Genomic DNA, 18,467 nt, shown 5'->3' on the forward strand with positions numbered 1-18,467 from the left:
ATGATGCAGAAAAACATGAAACAACCATTTCGCGGCGGATTGCGCCTGGCGATCCTGGCCGTGGCGACGCTTGCCGGCGGCTGGGCCGTCGCGCAGACGATCGACGACGTCCCGCCGGCGGTGCAGAACAACGTGCCGCCGAACTTCATGTTCATGATCGACAACTCGGGGTCGATGAGCAACATCGTGCTGGGGGCACCCTACGATCCGGCCATTGAGTACACCGTCTGTCCGGCCACGAAGAAGCTTTCCAACGCCAGCGAAGTCCAGTTGTACCTGGTGTCAGGCGTGCCGTTCATCAGCGGCACCAGCGTCAAGCACACGACGTTCTCCACCGCGAGCTCCGCCCGGTGTTTCGGGACGACGGACGTCTACGACGCCAAGCTGCTCGCCGACACCGGCTCCGGCACCAAGTCGCCCGGCAGCTACCTGTCCGCCCAGTACACGGGCAACTACCTGAACTGGTATTTCGGCAACTTCAACGGCGTGGCCTCGAGTGGGTGGGTGGACCGCCGGCCTGGGACTCAGACTCGCATGGAAGTGGCGAAGGCCTCGACCAAGACCGCCGTGAACAACCTGCCGCTGCCTTCGGCGAGCGGCAAGGTCGCCGTGCGCGTGGGTTTGGGCACCTACCGCAGCACCTCGGACGGCGGCTGGGTCCGCACACTGATCCAGGACTTCAACAGCACGCTCAAGACCTCGCTCCAGACCACGATCGACGGGCTCACACCGCAATCCGCGACGCCGCTGGCATCCACGCTCGCCGACCTCGCGCGTTACATCGCGATGAGCCCGGACCAGAATATCTCGATCAACCCGCGGTCGGACAGCAGCGCCAGCGCCGTGTCGGTGAAAATCAACACGGTGTTGAAGCTCGACAGCCGGGACGCCTGTCCGGTCGGGCCCACCGGCAGCGCCATGACCTGCACCACGAGCAATCCGCCGACGTCGTCGCAAGCAGCGGCGCAGCCGATCCAGGCGTGGTGCCAGCGCTCGTCGATCTTCATGGTCACTGACGGACGCCCGCAAGGGGACAAGGTCTTCGCGAACAACGTCTACCTGCGCGACTACGACGGCGACTGTTCGGGCACCAATGCATCGCGCTGCGACGGCAACCCGGACGTGAACAACGGCGCCGCCGGCAACCTGGCGGGCTGGGACCGCAAGGAGATCGGGGTCGCCGGGCCGAACGGCTATCAGTACAGCTACGAACAGAATGGGTCCGACTACATGGACGACATCGCTCTCATGCTGTACGAGACGGACCTGCGCCCGGACCTGACGAAGCCTGCCGTGACGGGGAACCGTGCGGCGGCGAAGAACAACATCACGACCTACATGATCGGCTTCGCCGACGACTTCGTGCGCAACGACCCGCTGCTGGCCAACACGGCGCGGCAAGGCGGCGGCCGCTTCATCGCCGCCACCGACGGCCCGGCCCTGGAAAAGGCGTTCGACTCGGTGATCCAGGATGCGATCTCGCTCGACGCCGCCGCCGCCGCGGTGGCGGTGACGAACGCGCAGATCACCTCCGGGACGGTGGGCTATGCCTCCAGCTACGTGTCCGGCGACTGGGCCGGCGACCTGGAAGCCTATGCGCTGGACATCACGACCGGCCTGCAGAGCGGCGCCGCGCAGTGGAAGGCGCGTGACAAGCTCAATGCGCAGCTTGCGGCTTCCGGGGGCGATGCGAACCGCAAGATCGTCACCTACACCGGGTCCGCCGGGATCGCGTTCACGACCGGGAATGCCTCGTCGTTCCGTGGCGGCGCGTCTTCGCTCACCGATGCCGTCATCAACTACACGCGAGGATCGCGGGTGGGCGAGGGCACCACGCTGCGCCAGCGCAACTACATCCTGGGCGACATCATCAATGCCGAACCGGTGGTGGTGAACTATGCGGGCGGCAACCCCGTCGTGTTCCAGGCGGCCAACGACGGCATGCTGCACGTCTTCGACGGCCGCATCGGGGTTGCCGCCGGCGGCACGGAGCTCTGGGCCTACGTCCCGAAACTGATCCACTCCCAGCTCGCGGGCCGAGCGGCGGTGAGCGGCTTCCAGCACAAGTACCTGGTCGACGGCACCCCGGTGGTCGCGGATGTCACGGGCGTCACGGCAAGCGGCAGCCGGAGCGTCAGCAAGATCCTGGTGGGCGGCCTCGGCAAGGGCGGGGCGGGCTACTACGCCCTGGACATCAGCTCCGGTACGGCCGCCGATGAAACGGCCGCTGCGAGCAAGGTGCTCTGGGAGTTCACCGACAGCAACATGGGCTACTCCTTCGGCCCCCCGCTGATCGTCAATACCGCCAACGGCTGGCGCGTGATCGTGGCCTCGGGCTACCAGACCGACGGCCTGGGCGGGGACGGACGTGGCCGTGTCTGGGTCCTCGACCCCGCCAACGGCACCGTCGACAAGACCTTCCGGACTCCCGGCAGCTTCAGCAGCGCCTCGAATACGCTGGGCCTGGCCTACCTGTCCAAGCCGCAGAACCTCACCGGCGACGCGGTCGTCCGCTATGTCTACGGCGGCGACCTGAAAGGCAACGTCTGGCGGGTCGACCTGAACGCGAGCAACAACAGCGACCTGGTGCAGATCGGTGCCGTCGCCGACGGGGGCAGCCCCGCCAAGGCACAGCCGATCTCCAGCGCCCCGGTGGTCTCGCCCGTGGCCGGCAGCGCCACGAAGTACCTGGTCTACTTCGGCACCGGCCAGTACTTTTCGGTGGACGATGTCCCGGGCACGGCCTCCGCGAACACCTGGTCCAGCCAGCGCCAGACCATCTACGGGCTGGTGGACGACACGTCCGTCGCGTCTCCGACCTTGCCGAACATCCGCGGCTCGAACGGGACGACCTGCCCCACGGTCGGCAGCAGCGCGGGCGGCAACGGCGACCTGGTCTGCCAGCTGGCCACCGGCCCGACCGTCACCCACCACCCGGTGGACCTGAGCGTCAAGCGAGGCTTCTACGTCGATATCCCGATCGCCGGCGGGCGGGTGAACACGCAAGCCGCCCTGACGGCGGGCGGGACGCTGGTGATGATCGTCAACGTCCCGACGAACGCGCAATGCGATCCGGGTGGTTCCAGCTACATGTTCCAGCTTTCCGGCGCAACCGGTGGCGCCATCGTCAAGACCTACGGTGGTTCGGTCTACTACGACGCGATCTTCCTGGTCGGCAACGCCCTGTCGAGCCGGCCGGTGATCGTCATCACCAGCACCGGCCCCCGCGCCCTGCTGCGGATGTCCGACAAGGAGACGGAGTCCGTGTCGATCAACGAGACGGCGGGCAGCGCCCCGGCCTTCCGCCGGATCTACATGCGGCCGCTGAACTAGGTCGAGGCCGGGACGTGCTGAGACCGGATCAGGCCTTGGGCTTGAAGCTGATTTCCACCGGCGAGGGATAGCGGCCGTCCGTGTCGGGCGGCAGGCTCTCGGTGCGTTCGAGGGCGCGGATCACCGCCTCGTCCCAGGCCGGGTAGCCGCTGGAGCGCACCAGCCGCGGCTTGCCCACGATCAGCCCGCCCGGACCGAGGCGGATCTCGACGACGGCCTGCGGATTGCCCGGGACGTTGTCGGCGAACACGATGTTGGGCCGCACCCTGGCCTGCACCTTGCCACCCCAGCTGGCCGAAGGGCCGCTCGAATGGGCTGCGGCGCCCTGCGAGCCGGGTGCGCCGGTGCCACCGGCCATGCCCTGCATGCGCTTGAGGTTCTCCTCGCGCTGCTGCGCCACCCGTTTCGACTCGCGAGCCTCCTGCTCCTGCTGCTTGCGCTGCTTTTCTTCTTCCTTGCGCTTCGCCTCGGCGACCTGCTTCTGCTGCAGTTCCTTCTTCCTGGCGAGCTCCTCCTCGCGTTCCTTCTTTTTCGCCAGCTCCTGCTCGTGCTTCTTCTGCGCTTCGGCCTTCGCGCGCTTCTTTTCGAGCTCCGCCTCTCGCCGCTCCTCCTCCCGCTCGCGCTTTGCCTGTTCCAGGCGCTTCTGCTTGTCGCGTTCCAGGGCGATGTCGGCCTGGCTTTTCACCGGCGGCTCGGGTTGCGGCGGCGCCTTCACCGTGGGTTGCGGCGGCGGGGGAGGGGGTGGGGCCGGGACTGGGACCGGGGCCGGCGTCGGTTCGGCCCTGGGGGCCGCCTGCTGCGGGAGAGCGGACCAGAGCTCGGCTTCCACCGCGGCATCCTGCGTCTCGCGCTGCCACCGCAGCCCGTGCGTCAGGCCGATGACCAGCAGCACGTGGGCCAGGATCGCCAGCCCGAACGAGCGCAACAGGCCCGGCTGCGCGGGCGGCGCGAACTCGGGACGGTCGTCGGCGGCGTGCATGGCGTCTTAACGCGCGGTCTGCACCGAGAGGCCGACGCGCTGGACGCCCGCCTTCTGCAAAGTGTCCATGACGTTGACCACGGCTTCGTACTTCACGTTGCGGTCGGCGCTGATCACGACCGCGACGCTGCCGGGCGGCGAGCCGGACTGCGCCTGCAGCACGGCCGGCGCGATCTGCTGCAGCGTCATGCCCTGGGTCTTGTCGCCGTTCTTCAGCTCCAGCCGCTCGTCCTTGCCGACGATCACCTGCACCACCCTGTCCGGCTGGCGCGAGGCCTTGCCCACGGTGGGCAGGTCGATCAGGCTGGGCGTGATCAGCGGCGCGGTCACCATGAAGATGATCAGGAGCACCAGCATCACGTCGATGAACGGGACCATGTTGATCTCGTTCATCGTGCGGCGGCCGCGTCCGCGCTGCGCGACGTGCGGCATCTCAGAAGCCCGAAGGCGTCGTGCTCACGGCGCCGAGGTTGCGCTGCAGGATGTTGGAGAACTCCTCGATGAAGGTCTCCATGCGGATGGCGACGCGGTCGATGTCGCGCGCGAAGCGGTTGTACGCGACCACCGCGGGGATGGCGGCGAACAGGCCGAGCGCGGTGGCGACCAGCGCCTCGGCGATGCCGGGCGCGACGGTGGCGAGCGTCACCTGCTGCAGCGCGCCCAGCCCGGTGAAGGCATGCATGATGCCCCACACGGTGCCGAACAGGCCGACGTAGGGCGACACCGAGCCGACCGATGCGAGGAAGGACAGGTGCGTTTCCACGGCGTCCATCTCGCGCTGGAAGCTCGCGCGCATGGCGCGGCGCGCGCCATCGAGCAGCGCGCCGGCGTCGCCGATGCGGCGCTCGCGCAGCTTCTGGTACTCGCGCATGCCGGAAGCGAAGATGCGCTCCAGCGGCCCGCCCAGTTTCGCGTTCTGGGCGGCCGAGGAGAACAGCTCGTTGAGGCTGGTGCCGGACCAGAAGTCGCGCTCGAAGTCGTCGTTGAGGGACTTCACGCGCCGCAGGGAGAACAGCTTGCCGAAGATGGCCGCCCAGCTGGTCAGGGACACCAGCAGCAGGAGCAGCATCACGAGCTGGACGACCAGGCTGGCTCCGAGCACCAGCTGCAGGATCGATAGGTCTTGGTTCATGCCTTGGAGTTGAGCACTGCGAGGACAGCTTCCGGGATCCGTCCCGGACGCAAGGTTGCCGCGTCGACCCACCCGATGCGGATCGTCCCGACGGCGAGCAAGGTGTCTCCCCTCCGTGCCTGCTGCGCGATTATGAGAGACGCCCGTCCACCCGCTTCGAGCTGGGCCGTAACAAGAAGTTCATCGTCCAGGCGCGCGGGCGCGAGATAGCGCACCGCGGTCTCGCTCACGACGAACAGGCCGCCGGTTTCTTCCTTGAGCTTGCCCTGCGCCACGCCCAGCGCCCGCAGCCACTCGGTGCGCGCCCGTTCGAAGAACTTCAGGTAGTTGGCGTAGAAGACGATCCCGCCGGCGTCGGTGTCTTCCCAATACACGCGCACCGGCCAGGTGAAGACCGGGTGCGGGGTCATTGCAGGAGGCGCTGCAGGCGCGCAGCCGCTTCCTGCAGCTGCGCCATCGAGTTCGCCGTGGAGAAGCGGATGAAGCGGCCGGTCTCGGCTTGTCCGAAATCCCGACCGGGCGTGATCGCGACGTGGGCCTTCTTCATGACGTCGAAGGCGAAGTCCCAGCTGCCCTGCACGCCCAGGCGCCGCGCGGCCTCGCCGCAGTCCGCCCAGGCGTAGAAGGCGCCATCGGGCATCACCGGCACGTGCAGGCCCAGCGACTGCAGCTGCGGCACGAACCAGTCGCGCCGCGCCTTGAACTCGCCGCGGCGCCGCTCGTATTCGGCGATGCTCGCGTCCTCGAAGCAGGCCAGCGCAGCGTACTGCGCCACCGTGCTGGGGCAGATGAACAGGTTCTGCGCCAGGCGCTCGAGCGCCGGCACCAGTTCGTCGGGCACGACCAGCCAGCCCAGGCGCCAGCCGGTCATGTTGAAGTACTTGGAGAAGCTGTTGATGCTCACCACCTGGTCGTCGATGGCCAGCGCGGTGTGGCCGAACGTGTCCTCGTACGACAGGCCCAGGTAGATCTCGTCCAGCAGCGTGATGCCGCCGCGGGACTGCACGAAGGAATGGATGCGCCGCAGTTCCTCGGGATGGATCGAGGTGCCGGTGGGGTTCGAGGGCGAGGCGAGCAGCACGCCGCGGGTCCTGGGTCCCCAGTGCTCCTGCACCTTGGCGGCGCTGAGCTGGTAGCGTTCCTCGGCCGTCGTCTTGACCAGCACGGCATCGCCTTCGGCCGCGCTGACGAAGTGGCGGTTGCAGGGATAGCTGGGGTCCGGCATCAGGATCTCGTCGCCGGCCTCGATCAGGGCCAGGCAGGCGAGTTGCAGGGCCGCGGACGCGCCGGCGGTCACCACGATGCGGCGCGCCGGGACGTTCACGCCGAAGCGCTGCAGGTACCAGCCGCTGATGCGCTCGCGCAGCCGGTCGAGCCCCAGCGCGTGCGTGTACTGCGTGCGGCCGGCGCGGATGGCGCGCTCGGCGGCTTCCTGCACCAGGGGCGGCGCGGTGAAGTCCGGCTCGCCGATGTTGAGGAAGATCATGGGACGGTCGCTGCCCGCGTATTCGCGGGCCAGCTGGGCGGCGGCCTTGCCCACCTCCATCACGTAGAACGGCTCGATGCGTTCGGCGCGCCGGGAAATCCGCATCAAGGCCTCGCCTTTCCCGTTGCCCGGTCGGCCTCGACTTCCACGGAGCGCAGCTTGGGCGCCAGGCCGTTCAGCACGCCGTTGACGTACTTGTGGCCGTCGGTGCCGCCGAACTCCTTGGCCAGCTCGATGCACTCATTGAGCACCACGCGCCAGGGCACGTCCGGCGCGTGCAGGAACTCGTAGGTGCCGATCCACATCACGGCGTGCTCGATCGGGGAGATCTCCTCCAGCTTGCGATCGAGCAGCGGCAGGATCAGCGCGTCCAGTTCCGCCGACTCGCGGATGCAGCCGTGCAGCAGGGCGTCGTAATGCACCGAGTCGGCCTTGTGGAACCCCGTCAGGCCGCGGGTGAACTGGTCGATCGCCTCCGGGTCCTGGCGGCCCACCAGGTGCTGGTACAGCGCCTGCACGGCGAACTCGCGCGCGCGGCTGCGCGGCGGCTTGGCGGAGGTCTTGCGAGGAGCGGCCGTCACCCGATGTCCTCCAGCAGGTTGGCCATCTCGATGGCGACCTGCGCGGCGTCGCGGCCCTTCTCCACCTGGCGCGCCAGCGCCTGGTCCATGTTCTCGGTCGTGAGGATGGCGTTGGCGATGGGCAGCTGGTAGTCCAGCGCCACGCGGGTGATGCCCGCCGCCGACTCGTTGGCCACCAGCTCGAAGTGGTAGGTCTCGCCGCGGATGATGCAGCCCAGCGCGATGAGGGCGTCGTAGCCGCCTTTTTCCGCCATGGCCTGCAGCGCCACCGGCACTTCCAGCGCGCCGGGCACCTGCACGTGCTCGATGTCCTTCTCGGCGACGCCGTGGGCCAGCAGCTCGTCCCAGCACGCCTTCGCGAGCGCATTGGTCACGTCCTGGTTGAAGCGGGCCTGCACGATGCCGATGGCGAGGTCCCTGCCGTCCAGGCGATCGGCCTTGCCCTTGTCTGCACCAAACATGGAAATCCTTCGTTGTTATGTGTTGGACCGGGGCGTGTAACCCGCGATCTCGAGGCCGTAGCCGGCCATGCTGGGCAGGCGCCGGGGCGTGCCCATGAGGTTCATCTTCTGCACGCCGCATTCGCGCAGGATCTGCACGCCCACGCCGTAGGTGCGCAGGTCCATGCGTCCGCGCTCGGGCGCGTGCGAGGCGCGCGCGGTGCCCTCGAACTGGGCGAAGAGCTGGTCGGCGGTCTCGCCGCAATTGAGCAGCACCGCCACGCCGCAGCCGGTCTGGGCGATGTGCTTGAGGCTCGCATCCAGGCTCCAGGAGTGCATGCCGCGGTTGACCTCCAGCGCATCGAGCACGGACAGGGGCTCGTGCACGCGTACCGGCACTTCCTGCGCCGGCTGCCACTCGCCCTTGACGAGGGCCAGGTGCAGCCCGTGGCTGGGCTTGTCGCGCCAGGCATGCACCATGAACTCGCCGTAGGCGGTGAGCAGGGGCCGCTGGCCGACCTTCTCGACCAGGCTCTCGTTGCGGCTGCGGTAGTGGATCAGGTCGGCGATGGTGCCGATCTTCAGGCCGTGTTCGGCGGCGAACAGCTGCAGGTCCGGCAGGCGCGCCATGGTGCCGTCGTCCTTCATGACTTCGCAGATGACGGCCGCCGGCGTCAGGCCGGCCATGCCGGCGAGGTCGCAGCCCGCCTCGGTATGGCCGGCGCGCATCAGCACGCCGCCATCGACCGCCTGCAGCGGGAAGATGTGGCCCGGCTGCACGAGGTCCTCGGCGCGGGCGTTGCGCGCGACCGCCGCCTGCACGGTGCGGGAGCGGTCCGCCGCGGAGATGCCGGTGGTGACGCCTTCGGCGGCCTCGATCGACACGGTGAAGGCGGTGCCCATCTTCGTGCCGTTGCGCGCGACCATGGGGGGCAGCTGCAGCCGCTCGCAGCGTTCGCGCGTGAGCGTCAGGCAGATCAGGCCGCGGCCGAAGCGGGCCATGAAGTTGATCGCCTCGGGGCTGACGTGGTCGGCGGCGAGGACGAGGTCGCCCTCGTTTTCCCGGTCCTCTTCGTCGACCAGGATGACGATGCGGCCGGCCTTCATCTCGGCGACGATCTCCTCCACCGGCGAGATGGCCACCGGTTGCAGCGGGGAGCGGGCGTTCATGCGTTGACCTTTCCGGCGCTCAGCATGCGCTCGACGTAACGGGCGATGAGGTCGATCTCCAGGTTGACCCGGGTGCCGGGCTGGAGCGCGTGCAGCGCCGTGTTCTGCACGGTATGGGGGATGAGGTTGATGCTCAGTTCGGTGCCTTCGCCCGTGTCCGCCACCGCGTTCACGGTCAGGCTGACACCATTGACGGTGATGGAGCCCTTGTAGGCGAGGTACTTGCCCAGGCCTTGCGGCGCCAGGATGCGCAGTTCCCAGCTCTCGCCCACCGGTTCCATCTTCAGGACGCTGCCGACCCCGTCCACGTGGCCGGAGACGAGGTGGCCGCCCAGGCGGTCCTGCGGGCGCAGGGCCTTTTCCAGGTTGACCGCGCCGGGCCGGTCCAGTCCGGCCGTCTTGTCCAGGGATTCGGCGGAGACGTCGATGGTGAAGTGGCTGGCGTTCGCGTCCAGCGAGGTCACCGTCATGCAGGCTCCGTTCAGGGCGATGCTGTCCCCCAGCCCGACGTCGTCCAGGTAGCCGGCCGGGGCGCCGATGGTGAGCCGCTTGCCGTGCTGCTGGGAAGAGCCGAGGTCGTCGATGGCGGCGATGCGCCCGACGCCGGTGATGATGCCGGTGAACATCCGGCTATTTTCGCAGGTTCGCCCGGTGGGCTCCGGCCGGGCCTGCAGAGGCCTCGAAGCGATCACGGCCGGGAACGCGGGCGAGGATGCGCAGGTCGGCGCCCACGCGCTCGACGGCGTGGAACGCGAGCGCCGCCGACTCGGACAGCGAAGCGAGCGGCCCGATGTTCACCATGCCCTGGCCCACACCGAGCAGCCGCGGCGCCAGGTAGACGAGGAATTCGTCGACCAGGCCTTCGCGCAGCAGCGACCCGTTGAGCTTGAAGCCGGCCTCGACGTGCAGTTCGTTGACGCCGCGGCCGCCCAGGTCCTTCATGAGGGCCGCAAGATCCACCTTGGCGCCCGGTCCGGGCAGGTGGGTGACGGTGGCGCCGCGCGCTTCCAGGGCGTGTTGCTCTGGAGGGTGCTGCTCCGCTGCGTAGATCCACACCGGCCGGCCCTCCACCGCGAAGAGGGCCGCGTCCGGCGGCGTCTGCAGGCGGCTGTCCACCACCACCAGGGGCGGCTGCTTGGCCACGGGCGCGAGGCGAACGTCCAGCCGGGGATCGTCTTCCAGCACGGTGCCGATGCCGGTCAGCACGGCGCCCGCCCGGGCGCGCCACGCGTGGCCGTCGGCGCGTGCCGCCTCGGCCGTGATCCACTGGCTCTCGCCATTCGCCAGCGCCGTCTGCCCGTCCAGCGACGCGGCGATCTTCATCCGCACCCAGGGCGTTCCACGGCTCATGCGGCTGAAGAACCCCAGGTTCAGCTCGCGGGACGCATCGGCGCCCGGCCCGACCTCCACGGCCACGCCGGCTGCCCGCAGCCGGGCGAAGCCCTGTCCGGCCACGAGCGGGTTGGGGTCCTGCAGCGATGCGACCACCCGCGCGATGCCGGCGGCTGCCAGCGCCTCGCAGCAAGGGCCGGTGCGGCCGTGGTGCGCGCAGGGCTCGAGCGTCACGTAGGCGGTGGCGCCCTGCACGTCGTGGCCGCGTGCGGCCGCGTCGCGCAGCGCCATGATCTCGGCGTGGGCCTCGCCCGCTGGCTGCGTGTACCCGGCCCCCAGCAGGCGCTCGCCCGAGGGCGACACGAGGACGCAGCCCACGCGCGGATTGGGTTCCGTGCGGCCCAGCGCGCGCGCGGCCAGCTCCAGCGCGTCCTGCATCCAGCGTTCGGTCTCGGGCATGGCGCGGATTGTCCGCCAAAGACGGTGCGGCTTCCGTCACCGGCAAGGCCGCCCACAGCGCACTGATCCGGCGGCGCGGCTTGCCTATCGTGGCTGCATGCGTCGCCTCCTGCGTGGGTTCAGCCTCTTCGAGACGGTGATCGTGCTCGCCGTGGCGGGCACCTTGTTCGCCGTCTCCGCCGGCCCGCTCGCCCAGACCTTCCACGGGATGCGCCTGCAGGCTTTCACGGCGGACCTGCTGCATCCCCTGATGCGGGCGCGCAACCATGCGCTGAAGGGCAGCATGCCGGTCACGGTCTGCAAATCCGCGGACGGGAATGCCTGCGCGGCTGCCGGCAACTGGGAGCAGGGCTGGATCCTGTTCGAGGACGGCAACCGCAACGGCACCCGCGAACCGAACGAGAGGGTGCTGCAGCAGGTGCAGGGGCTGCCTGCGGGCTGGCGCATCCAGGCGAGCGCCCCCATCGCGCGCTACGTTTCCTACGGCCCGCTGGGGGTGACGCAGCTCGCGTCCGGCGCGTTCCAGGCGGGGACGTTCACGGTGTGCCGGGTGTCCCTGGCACGCGCCGAAGCGCGCCAGGTGGTGCTCAACGCCGGCGGGCGCCCGCGCGTGCAGAAGATCTGGCTGGACAGCTGCTATTGACGCAGGCCTGCGCCGCTACAGGGCGGAACAGCCGGACGTGCCGACCGTGCAGGATTTCAGCCGGCCGGAGTTGTCCACGACGACATTGACGGAGCGGCCTTGCGTCCCGAGGGTCACGGTGCCGCTGGCCGTGCCGCTTCCCTTGTTCCGCGGGAAGCCGCCGCCGTTGAACATCAGGTAGCCGGCTTCCAGGGTCGAGCCCGCGGAGGGCGTGGCGCTGAGGTCGGCGCTCAAGGCGGCATGGCTCATGACCAGTTGGTCCGTGTCCGGGTCGTACTGGTTGTTCCAGTTGGTGTCCACGAAGACGAACCAGCCGGACCGCCAGCCCGTGGCCGTGTCGTTCGCCTGGACGAAGGCGTTGCGGCCGCTCTTGAGCGCGGCCGACTTGGCGTTGCCGGCCGCGAGGATGAGGTTGCTGACCGCCTCCGCGAGGTCCGCGTTGCGCCGGTACTGGAGGAAGCCCGGCACCGCGAAGAGCAGCGCCAGCGAGAGCAGGGCGATGACGACCACCAGCTCGATGAGGGTGAAGCCGCCGCGGCGCCTGGCGTTCACGCGATCATCTCCAGCACCGGTCGATCTTGCTGCCCGTGCACCGGCGGCGGCCCTGGGTATCGACCGCCATCAGGGTGACGTCCGGGTCGGCAAAGCCGTTGGCCGGCTGGGCGAACACCTCGATGCAGTCGCGCACCGTGGGACTCACCGTGCCGATGTTCTGGCACGGCTGCGCGCCCAGGTTGTGGCTGCTCGTGTTCCTGCTCTCGCCGCTGTAGTCCTTGAAAGTCGCGGTGGGAGCGCTTCCCGCCGGGAACGTCAGGTACGTGTTCTGCTGCGTCATGTAGCGCTCCTGCTGCTGCAGCAGGTTCATGAGCGCCGCGCGCGCCTCCGCGCGTCTGCCCTTGCGGGCGTGGTCCAGGTAGGCCGGGTAGGCGATGGCGCTCAGGATGCCGACGATCGCCACGGTGACCATCAGCTCGATCAGCGTGAAGCCGCGCATGCGACGTCGTGACCGGGGAGTGCTCACTCTGCGTCCTCCTAGGTCAAGGAGCCGCCTTGTTGGCCTGGTAGTTGTTGATCTGCCGCCAGCTCATGCGCCCGACCGCATAGGTGTAGGAGGAGGTCAGCGACGCGGCCTTCATGCCCTTGGCCCCCTGGGTGATCACGCCCAGCCTGTCCGTCGCCTTGCGCCGGCCCGCGGTGTTGCTCACGGTCAGCGAGGTGCTGCCCAGGTTGATCACCAGCGGGGCAGCCAGCACGCCGACCTGCGACTCCTCCGAGACGCCGTTGCCGGCCAGGGGATCGAGGACGTACAGCCGGCCGCCGCCCTCGCCACAGGAGCCCTTGGTCGGATAGATGGAGCCGAACACGATCCTGCCGGGCACGGAACTGATGTCGCTGATCTGGCGTTCGGCGATGCTCGCATCGAAATCGAAGTACCAGCCGGCCTTCTGGTTGGTGCCCGTCCCCCAGGAGAAGCCGGGGACGGTGACCGCGCCGGTGCTGGCGTTCATCGTGCCGGCCGCGAGCACCGAGCGCCCGGAAACCGTGCCGGTGCCCGGGTCCAGGATGGCGTAGAAGGATGCGGCCGGAACCAGCGGCACGTTGGTGTCGCTGGTCTCGAGGAACTTGCCGGTGCCGAAGCCGAGGATCTTCTGGCCGTTGAAGGCGTTGACCACGACGGGTTCACCCGTGATCGGCTGGCGCTGCGAACTCGCGTTCAGTGCGACGAAGAAGGGCGTGTCCCCGTTCACGATGTTGAACCTGGCGAAATTGGTGGCCGCGTTGGTCGCGAGGTCGGAGCTGCCGAACTTGCTGAAGTCCAGCTTCCACATGTTGCCCTGCAGGTCGCCGGCGAAGATGGTGTCCACCGCACCTGTCGCCACGTTCTTCACCGCGCTGAAGCTCACCAGCCCCTTGGCCATGCTGGTATCCCCCTGGGGCAGCTCGATGCGCCAGAAGTTCGTGCCTTCCCGCCAGGGACTGGTCGTCGAAGGCGTGAAGCCCAGGTCCAGGAAGAACAGCGAGGGATTGCCCGAGGTCGCGGGGTCGGTCGAGGTGTAGGCGTTGCCGTCGGCCGCGTAGTTGTTCACGCCGCTGGCCACCACCGCGAAGTACTTGTACGTCGGGTTGGCGTTCGTGCTCGCTTCCACCCGCAATTTCAGGATCTGCGGCGGGGCCAGCACGTTGCCCATCGCGGCATGGTCGCGGTCGGTGAACTCCCACATCACCTTGCTGGTGCCGAAAGCGCCGGGGTCCGTCACGTCCAGGGCGAACACGCCCTGGCCGCCGCCGCCCACGCCGGAGACCAGCACGGTCTTCCAGTTCGCGCCGATCTTCGCGTCCGCGATGGCCGGGGTCGCGTCGTTCATGGCCGCGTGGACGTAGTCGTCCTCCATCAGCTGGGTCAGGCGCGGCGCCACGAAGCCGGGGAGGTACGCGAACATCTCGCGGCCATCGCTGTCGTTGAAGGCGTGCAGCATGCCGTCGTTGGCGTTCACGTACAGCACCGAGGCACGGTTCCTGTTCGCGTCGAAGAAGGTGCGGAAATCCGCCCCCGGCGTGGTGAGGCTGGGCTTGCCGACGTACACGATGCCGGAGTTGACGATGTCGCCCAGCACTATGTCGCGGGTGCGGAACAAGCCGGTCGGATTGGCTGCCGATGCCTCGTCGCGCTGGTCGCCGCGCAGCCAGGCCACGCGCTTGGAGCCGAGCGTGTCGGCCGCGCCGTCCACCGTGTTGAATGCCGTTTTGTGCGTGGCCGGCAAGGTGGCCCAGGTGAAGGGCGCAGCGCTGGTCGTGCCCTGCTCACCCTTGGGCGGGCCGATGACGATGGTGCGATTGGCGCCGTTGTCCAGCCTGGCCCGGGCGGTCAGCGCGGCGCCCGCTTCCCACAGGGGCGTGCTGCCGATGACGAGGTTGTCGGCGTCGGCAGGCAGCTGGATCGGGAACTTGAGCAGGCGGCCGCTCCAGTAGTCCGCCACGGGATTGAAGCGCGCCTGGTACACCGACGCGGTAGCGGAGGAGGCCAGGCGGGTCGTCGAGATGGCGCCGCCGGCGATCGAGCCGGTTTCCTCCACCACGCGGGCGAAGACGTCGGCGAGCGAGTCGAGAAACTTCGCGGCGTCGCTCACCAGGAAGTAGTTCTGCGCGTCGCCGTCGGAGCCTTGCCAGAGGATGTTGCTGCCCGGCTGGTAGGGGTTGCCGGTCTGGTCGGCCTGGCGGTCGTCGAAGCCCCCGTACTTGGCTGCCAGGTACAGCTGGCGGGTGCGGCGGAAGGTGTCGTCGTTGCTGGCGTCGCTTTGGTTGACGTCCATGGTGAACGTGCGCACGCGGGCCTTGGGATACGTCGGGTTGAAAGCCTGCGTGTTCGCGAAGTAGGCCAGGCCCGCCATCGCGTAGCTGGCGCTGCTGCCGGACCCCGTGCCCCTGGCGTCCAGGTCGGACAGGGTGCTGTAGACGGTGTTGCCCGAAATGCCGGCGTTGGCGCCGAGCGTGTTCTGGGTCCGGCCCTTGCTGTCGACGTAGCCGACCGAGGTGTTGCTCTCGAAACCGCCCACCACCTTGGTCCAGGCGAACGCGTTCAGCGCGGGGCTCGTCTCGGCGCCGCGCGCGAAGTCGCCGCTCTGGGTGTTGGTGTTGCCAGGCAGCGACCAGTCGCGATGCGTGAACACGTCGGCGATGGTCAGGATGCTGTTGCGCAAGCAGCTGGGCGCGTCCCCGCTGGTGTCCTGGAAGCCCGAGAAGGGGTCAGTCCACGTCTTGTAAACGGGGTAGTTGTCGGTCAAGCCCCTGTCGTCACTGGAGGCCGAGCCGGTGATCTTGCTGGCGGGAGTCACCGCGTCGGCGGTCGGCTGCTTGCCCTGCAGGTAGCGCAAGGCCTCGTAGTACAGCTCCGTGAGCGGATCGTAGGTCTTGTAGTTGCCCTTGCTGCCCAGCGTGCCGAACTTGTTGATGTAGTTGATGGCGCCGCTCCTCGCATAGCCCTGCGAGCCGTAGGTGGCGTCGCCGTTCTGCGGGTTGTCGAGGAACACGCCGGTCGCTGCGTCCCACTCGGCGCGGGGATTCGTGCCGGAGACGAGGTTGAAGTTGGCGTCGTAGGCCTCGGGCCCCAGGTACTTCATGGGCGATCGCATCACGCCGCCGTAGCGGCTGTTCTGGTCGTCGTTGAGGTAGCCGAACACGGACACCCGCAGGTTCCTCGCGTTCATCTGGAACTGGCCGACGGGCTTGTAGACGCGGGTGCCGTTGGACCGCGTGCCGTAGCGGAAGCACAGGCCTTTCCACTGCCTGGTGGCCGGGTCGTTGACCATCAGGCGGTTCGCGTACGTGGCGCCGTCGCAGACCAGCGCCCGCACTTCCAGGTAGTTCCTGGTCCCGTTGGCGCTGGTGCCGTCGATGCCCAGGTTGGCCTTGAGCAGGTTGCTCGCGTTGCCGTTGTCCGCATTGACGTTGTACGGCTTGTCGCAGTCCGTGCTGCCCGAACTGTCCGCGGCCTTGCCGAAGAAGACGCGGTCCTTGCAGTTGTAGATGAACAGCGCCGAATTGGAACCGGAGCCCGAGTTGGAAAGGGCGTTGGCCAGCGCGGCCGGCACCACCTTCTGGGCCTGCGACTTGGTCGCCGTCTTCTGCCCGAAGTAGGCGTTGGCGTTGTAGAACTCGCTCGGCAGGTAGGCGCGTTCGAGCACCGTGCGTCCGGAGCCGCCGCCCTCGTCGATCACGCGGTTGCCGCCGGTCAGGCCGTAGCGCAGGATGTCGATCGCCGATGCCGTGGCGAAGTTCAGGAAGTTGCCGAGGAAGCCCGTGCCATCGCAGTCCCCGGTGGTGACGGTGGGGGTGGTCGCGCGCGGCTTGAAGTACGGCACTCCCGAGGTCGTGGTGTTGTCGTACACATAGCAGACCTGGGGGTCGAAGTAGCCGACGTAGGTCTTGTCGTCGTCGTAGGCGTCCTCGCGATAGGCCTGGCCCACCGTCGGGAATTCCACCGAGAGCGCCAGCGTCAGGTTGCCCTTGGCCTTGGCCCCGTTCATGTACAGCGGCTCGGTGGCGAGGTCGACCAGCGGTGCGGTCGACTGGCCGGTCACGAAGGATGCACCCGCGGCGAGCAGTCCGCCGAGCAGCAGGACCTGCAGCAGCCGCTTGTGCCGGCGCGACAGGCTGGAAAGGCGTGCGGTGATCATCGGCTCACTCTTTCCGGTAGAACATTTGCAGGACCGCCTGCGTGTCCTCGCGCGGGCCGAAGCCCATCGCGGTGACCCGGTACATGTAGCGGTTGGTGCTGAAGCCGGGCTGGTTGTCGGGGATCACCTCGATGATGTAGCGGGGCAGGCGCGACGGCCGGACGCCGCTGGCGCCGTAGTCGAGGACGCGGCCGGTGAAGGTGCCGAATTCGACGGTCGGTGCGTTCGCGGAGGTGTCGAGGAAGTCCACCTGGTACCAGACCTCCTTGCCCGCTGCCGAAGGCAGGCACAGGCCGCGGTCCGAACCGGCGGTGCCGCAGCCGGCAGCGAAGCCGAGCAGGCTGGTGTTGGTGAACTGGCTGACCCGCTTGTTGCCCGAGGTGTTCGGGCCGCGGATGTCGAACTCCGCATCGAGCAGGGCGGCTTCGGCGGCCTGGTAGGCGATCTGCCAGTCGCGGTCGTAGCGGCTGGAGCGCTCCGTCAGCAGCGTCATGTGCGTCGCGGCGACGCCCAGCAGGCTGAGGATGCCCAGGATGATCAGCACGACGATCATGCTGAAGCCACGCACGGGGCGGCGTGGCGGCGACCGCCGGCGCTGCGGGGAGGTGCGGGCGTTCATTCCGTGCTCAGGTCGTTGCGGATGTGGACGGTGAAGTTCACGGCCCGCCGCAGGCGGCCGTCCGCGGGGACCGCCAGCTGCGTGCCGGCATCGGACGCCGACGCGTACGGCGCGCCCAGGGGATTCAGCGTGGCCGCCACCGGATCCTGTGCCGAACCGGCCGGGCCGCGCAATACCATGCCGATGCGGATGGCCCGCACGCGGCGCCAGTTCTCGCGGGTGGCGGCGGTGTTGCCGGGCACCTTGAGCTGGTCGGCGCGCAGCCAGCGGTCCACCACGGTGTCACCGGCGGCACCCGGCGCCGTTCCGGCCGTCACGTTGTCCGTGCCGTACAGGACCTGCAGCGTCTCGACGCCTTCCACCAGCGAGGTCCCTGCCGCCCAGGCGTTGCCGGACATGTCGTAGTAGGCGCAGTACAGCGACGGCTCGCCGTTGGTGTCACGCGCGACGTAGAAGATGTTGACGGCGCGGCGGTTCAGGTCGCCGCCGGTGAGGCCCGGTTCCGGCTGGCCGCGGCAGTCGATCATGGTGCCGTCCCCGGCGGGGAAGCCGGCGCCCTGGAAGCGCACCAGCAGGATGTCGCTGCCGTTGACGCAGGACGTGTCCGCCACGGTGCCGCACTTCGCGTCGCGGTTGCCGTCAACGATCTTGCTGGACGTCGTGATGTTGAGGTCGTCCATCTGCGCGTAGGCAGCGTTGTTCCAGCCGAACACGTCCGGCTCCGGGTCTCCGCCCGTGAGCCTGGTGATCGCGCGGGTGGCGAGGGGGGTGGCGCTGAAATCCTCGTAGCCCGCCTGCATGGTCACGCGCGACATCAGGTCCATCGCGAAGCGCTCGCGGTCCACCAGCTGGCTGGTGCTGTCCACCGTCGTGAAGCCGGTGCGGCCCATGATCAGGGTGCTGACGGCGGCGATGGCCACCACCAGGCTGATGGTCATGGCCACCAGCAGCTCCACCATGGTCAGGCCGGACTCGCTGCGACGGCGCAAGGTTCGCACGGCGCTCACTGGACTACCCTCCTGACATTCGTCTGCGTAGGCGTGCCGCTGCGCAGGGTTGTCCACGGCGACGGGCGTCGCTGGCGACGAACGCTCGCCGCGGGGGGCAACCCGTGTTCAG

Annotated in this window: 16 protein-coding genes and 1 pseudogene; 2 read left to right on the top strand and 15 right to left on the bottom strand. The window is 68.7% G+C overall.

Features of this window, described 5'->3' with window-relative positions; translation table 11 throughout:
- Positions 1-15 precede the first annotated feature (15 nt).
- Positions 16-3,333, top strand: coding sequence for a pilus assembly protein (locus AC3EGR_RS14690; RefSeq protein ID WP_488547234.1), 3,318 nt, complete (start codon positions 16-18; stop codon positions 3,331-3,333).
- Positions 3,334-3,361: 28 nt separating this feature from the next.
- Here AC3EGR_RS14690 and tolA read toward each other — a convergent pair whose 3' ends face one another.
- The 10 genes and pseudogenes from tolA to ribD all read right to left on the bottom strand — a co-directional run bounded on the left by tolA (position 3,362) and on the right by ribD (position 10,912).
- Complete coding sequence (gene tolA, locus AC3EGR_RS14695; protein WP_488547235.1) at positions 3,362-4,312, bottom strand: cell envelope integrity protein TolA; 951 nt, start codon at positions 4,310-4,312, stop codon at positions 3,362-3,364.
- Between the two features lie 6 nt (positions 4,313-4,318).
- Positions 4,319-4,744 (bottom strand): biopolymer transporter ExbD, encoded by a 426-nt coding sequence (locus tag AC3EGR_RS14700; protein WP_488547236.1) that lies wholly within the window; start codon positions 4,742-4,744, stop codon positions 4,319-4,321.
- Between the two features lies 1 nt (position 4,745).
- Positions 4,746-5,444 carry a protein TolQ gene (gene tolQ / locus AC3EGR_RS14705; protein WP_488547237.1) on the bottom strand — a complete coding sequence of 233 codons (699 nt, stop codon included), beginning with the start codon at positions 5,442-5,444 and terminating at the stop codon, positions 4,746-4,748.
- Positions 5,441-5,854 carry a tol-pal system-associated acyl-CoA thioesterase gene (ybgC, locus tag AC3EGR_RS14710; RefSeq protein ID WP_488547238.1) on the bottom strand — a complete coding sequence of 138 codons (414 nt, stop codon included), beginning with the start codon at positions 5,852-5,854 and terminating at the stop codon, positions 5,441-5,443. The genes tolQ and ybgC overlap by 4 nt, the downstream gene beginning before the upstream one ends.
- Positions 5,851-7,035, bottom strand: coding sequence for a pyridoxal phosphate-dependent aminotransferase (locus tag AC3EGR_RS14715; RefSeq protein ID WP_488547239.1), 1,185 nt, complete (start codon positions 7,033-7,035; stop codon positions 5,851-5,853). The genes ybgC and AC3EGR_RS14715 overlap by 4 nt, the downstream gene beginning before the upstream one ends.
- A pseudogene (gene nusB, locus AC3EGR_RS14720) lies at positions 7,035-7,496 on the bottom strand (transcription antitermination factor NusB); the annotation flags it as partial. The gene AC3EGR_RS14715 and the pseudogene nusB, both read right to left, overlap by 1 nt.
- A gap of 11 nt (positions 7,497-7,507) precedes the next feature.
- Positions 7,508-7,972, bottom strand: coding sequence for a 6,7-dimethyl-8-ribityllumazine synthase (ribH, locus tag AC3EGR_RS14725; protein ID WP_488547240.1), 465 nt, complete (start codon positions 7,970-7,972; stop codon positions 7,508-7,510).
- A gap of 15 nt (positions 7,973-7,987) precedes the next feature.
- Positions 7,988-9,121 (bottom strand): bifunctional 3,4-dihydroxy-2-butanone-4-phosphate synthase/GTP cyclohydrolase II, encoded by a 1,134-nt coding sequence (gene ribBA / locus AC3EGR_RS14730; protein WP_488547241.1) that lies wholly within the window; start codon positions 9,119-9,121, stop codon positions 7,988-7,990.
- The gene (locus AC3EGR_RS14735; RefSeq protein ID WP_488547242.1) at positions 9,118-9,747 is read right to left on the bottom strand and encodes a riboflavin synthase; all 630 of its coding nucleotides are present in this window, start codon (positions 9,745-9,747) and stop codon (positions 9,118-9,120) included. Before AC3EGR_RS14735 ends, ribBA begins: the two co-directional genes overlap by 4 nt.
- A gap of 4 nt (positions 9,748-9,751) precedes the next feature.
- Complete coding sequence (gene ribD / locus AC3EGR_RS14740; RefSeq protein WP_488547243.1) at positions 9,752-10,912, bottom strand: bifunctional diaminohydroxyphosphoribosylaminopyrimidine deaminase/5-amino-6-(5-phosphoribosylamino)uracil reductase RibD; 1,161 nt, start codon at positions 10,910-10,912, stop codon at positions 9,752-9,754.
- A gap of 97 nt (positions 10,913-11,009) precedes the next feature.
- Here ribD and AC3EGR_RS14745 point away from each other — a divergent pair, with 97 nt between their 5' ends.
- Positions 11,010-11,555 carry a GspH/FimT family pseudopilin gene (locus AC3EGR_RS14745; protein WP_488547244.1) on the top strand — a complete coding sequence of 182 codons (546 nt, stop codon included), beginning with the start codon at positions 11,010-11,012 and terminating at the stop codon, positions 11,553-11,555.
- Positions 11,556-11,570: 15 nt separating this feature from the next.
- On the opposite strand, the gene AC3EGR_RS14750 is transcribed toward AC3EGR_RS14745, so the two are convergent.
- The 5 genes from AC3EGR_RS14750 to AC3EGR_RS14770 are packed head-to-tail and all read right to left on the bottom strand — an operon-like array spanning position 11,571 to position 18,355.
- On the bottom strand, positions 11,571-12,107 hold the full coding sequence (locus AC3EGR_RS14750) for a GspH/FimT family pseudopilin (RefSeq protein WP_488547245.1): 537 nt from the start codon (positions 12,105-12,107) through the stop codon (positions 11,571-11,573).
- Positions 12,108-12,111: 4 nt separating this feature from the next.
- The gene (locus tag AC3EGR_RS14755; RefSeq protein ID WP_488547246.1) at positions 12,112-12,576 is read right to left on the bottom strand and encodes a type IV pilin protein; all 465 of its coding nucleotides are present in this window, start codon (positions 12,574-12,576) and stop codon (positions 12,112-12,114) included.
- Positions 12,577-12,592: 16 nt separating this feature from the next.
- On the bottom strand, positions 12,593-16,729 hold the full coding sequence (locus AC3EGR_RS14760) for a pilus assembly protein (RefSeq protein ID WP_488547247.1): 4,137 nt from the start codon (positions 16,727-16,729) through the stop codon (positions 12,593-12,595).
- Between the two features lie 4 nt (positions 16,730-16,733).
- Positions 16,734-17,348, bottom strand: a complete 615-nt coding sequence (locus AC3EGR_RS14765) for a PilX N-terminal domain-containing pilus assembly protein (protein WP_488547248.1) — start codon at positions 17,346-17,348, stop codon at positions 16,734-16,736.
- Positions 17,345-18,355 (bottom strand): PilW family protein, encoded by a 1,011-nt coding sequence (locus AC3EGR_RS14770; RefSeq protein WP_488547249.1) that lies wholly within the window; start codon positions 18,353-18,355, stop codon positions 17,345-17,347. Before AC3EGR_RS14770 ends, AC3EGR_RS14765 begins: the two co-directional genes overlap by 4 nt.
- Positions 18,356-18,467: the final 112 nt, after the last annotated feature.

Source organism: Ramlibacter sp. G4-7 (genome assembly GCF_057784995.1).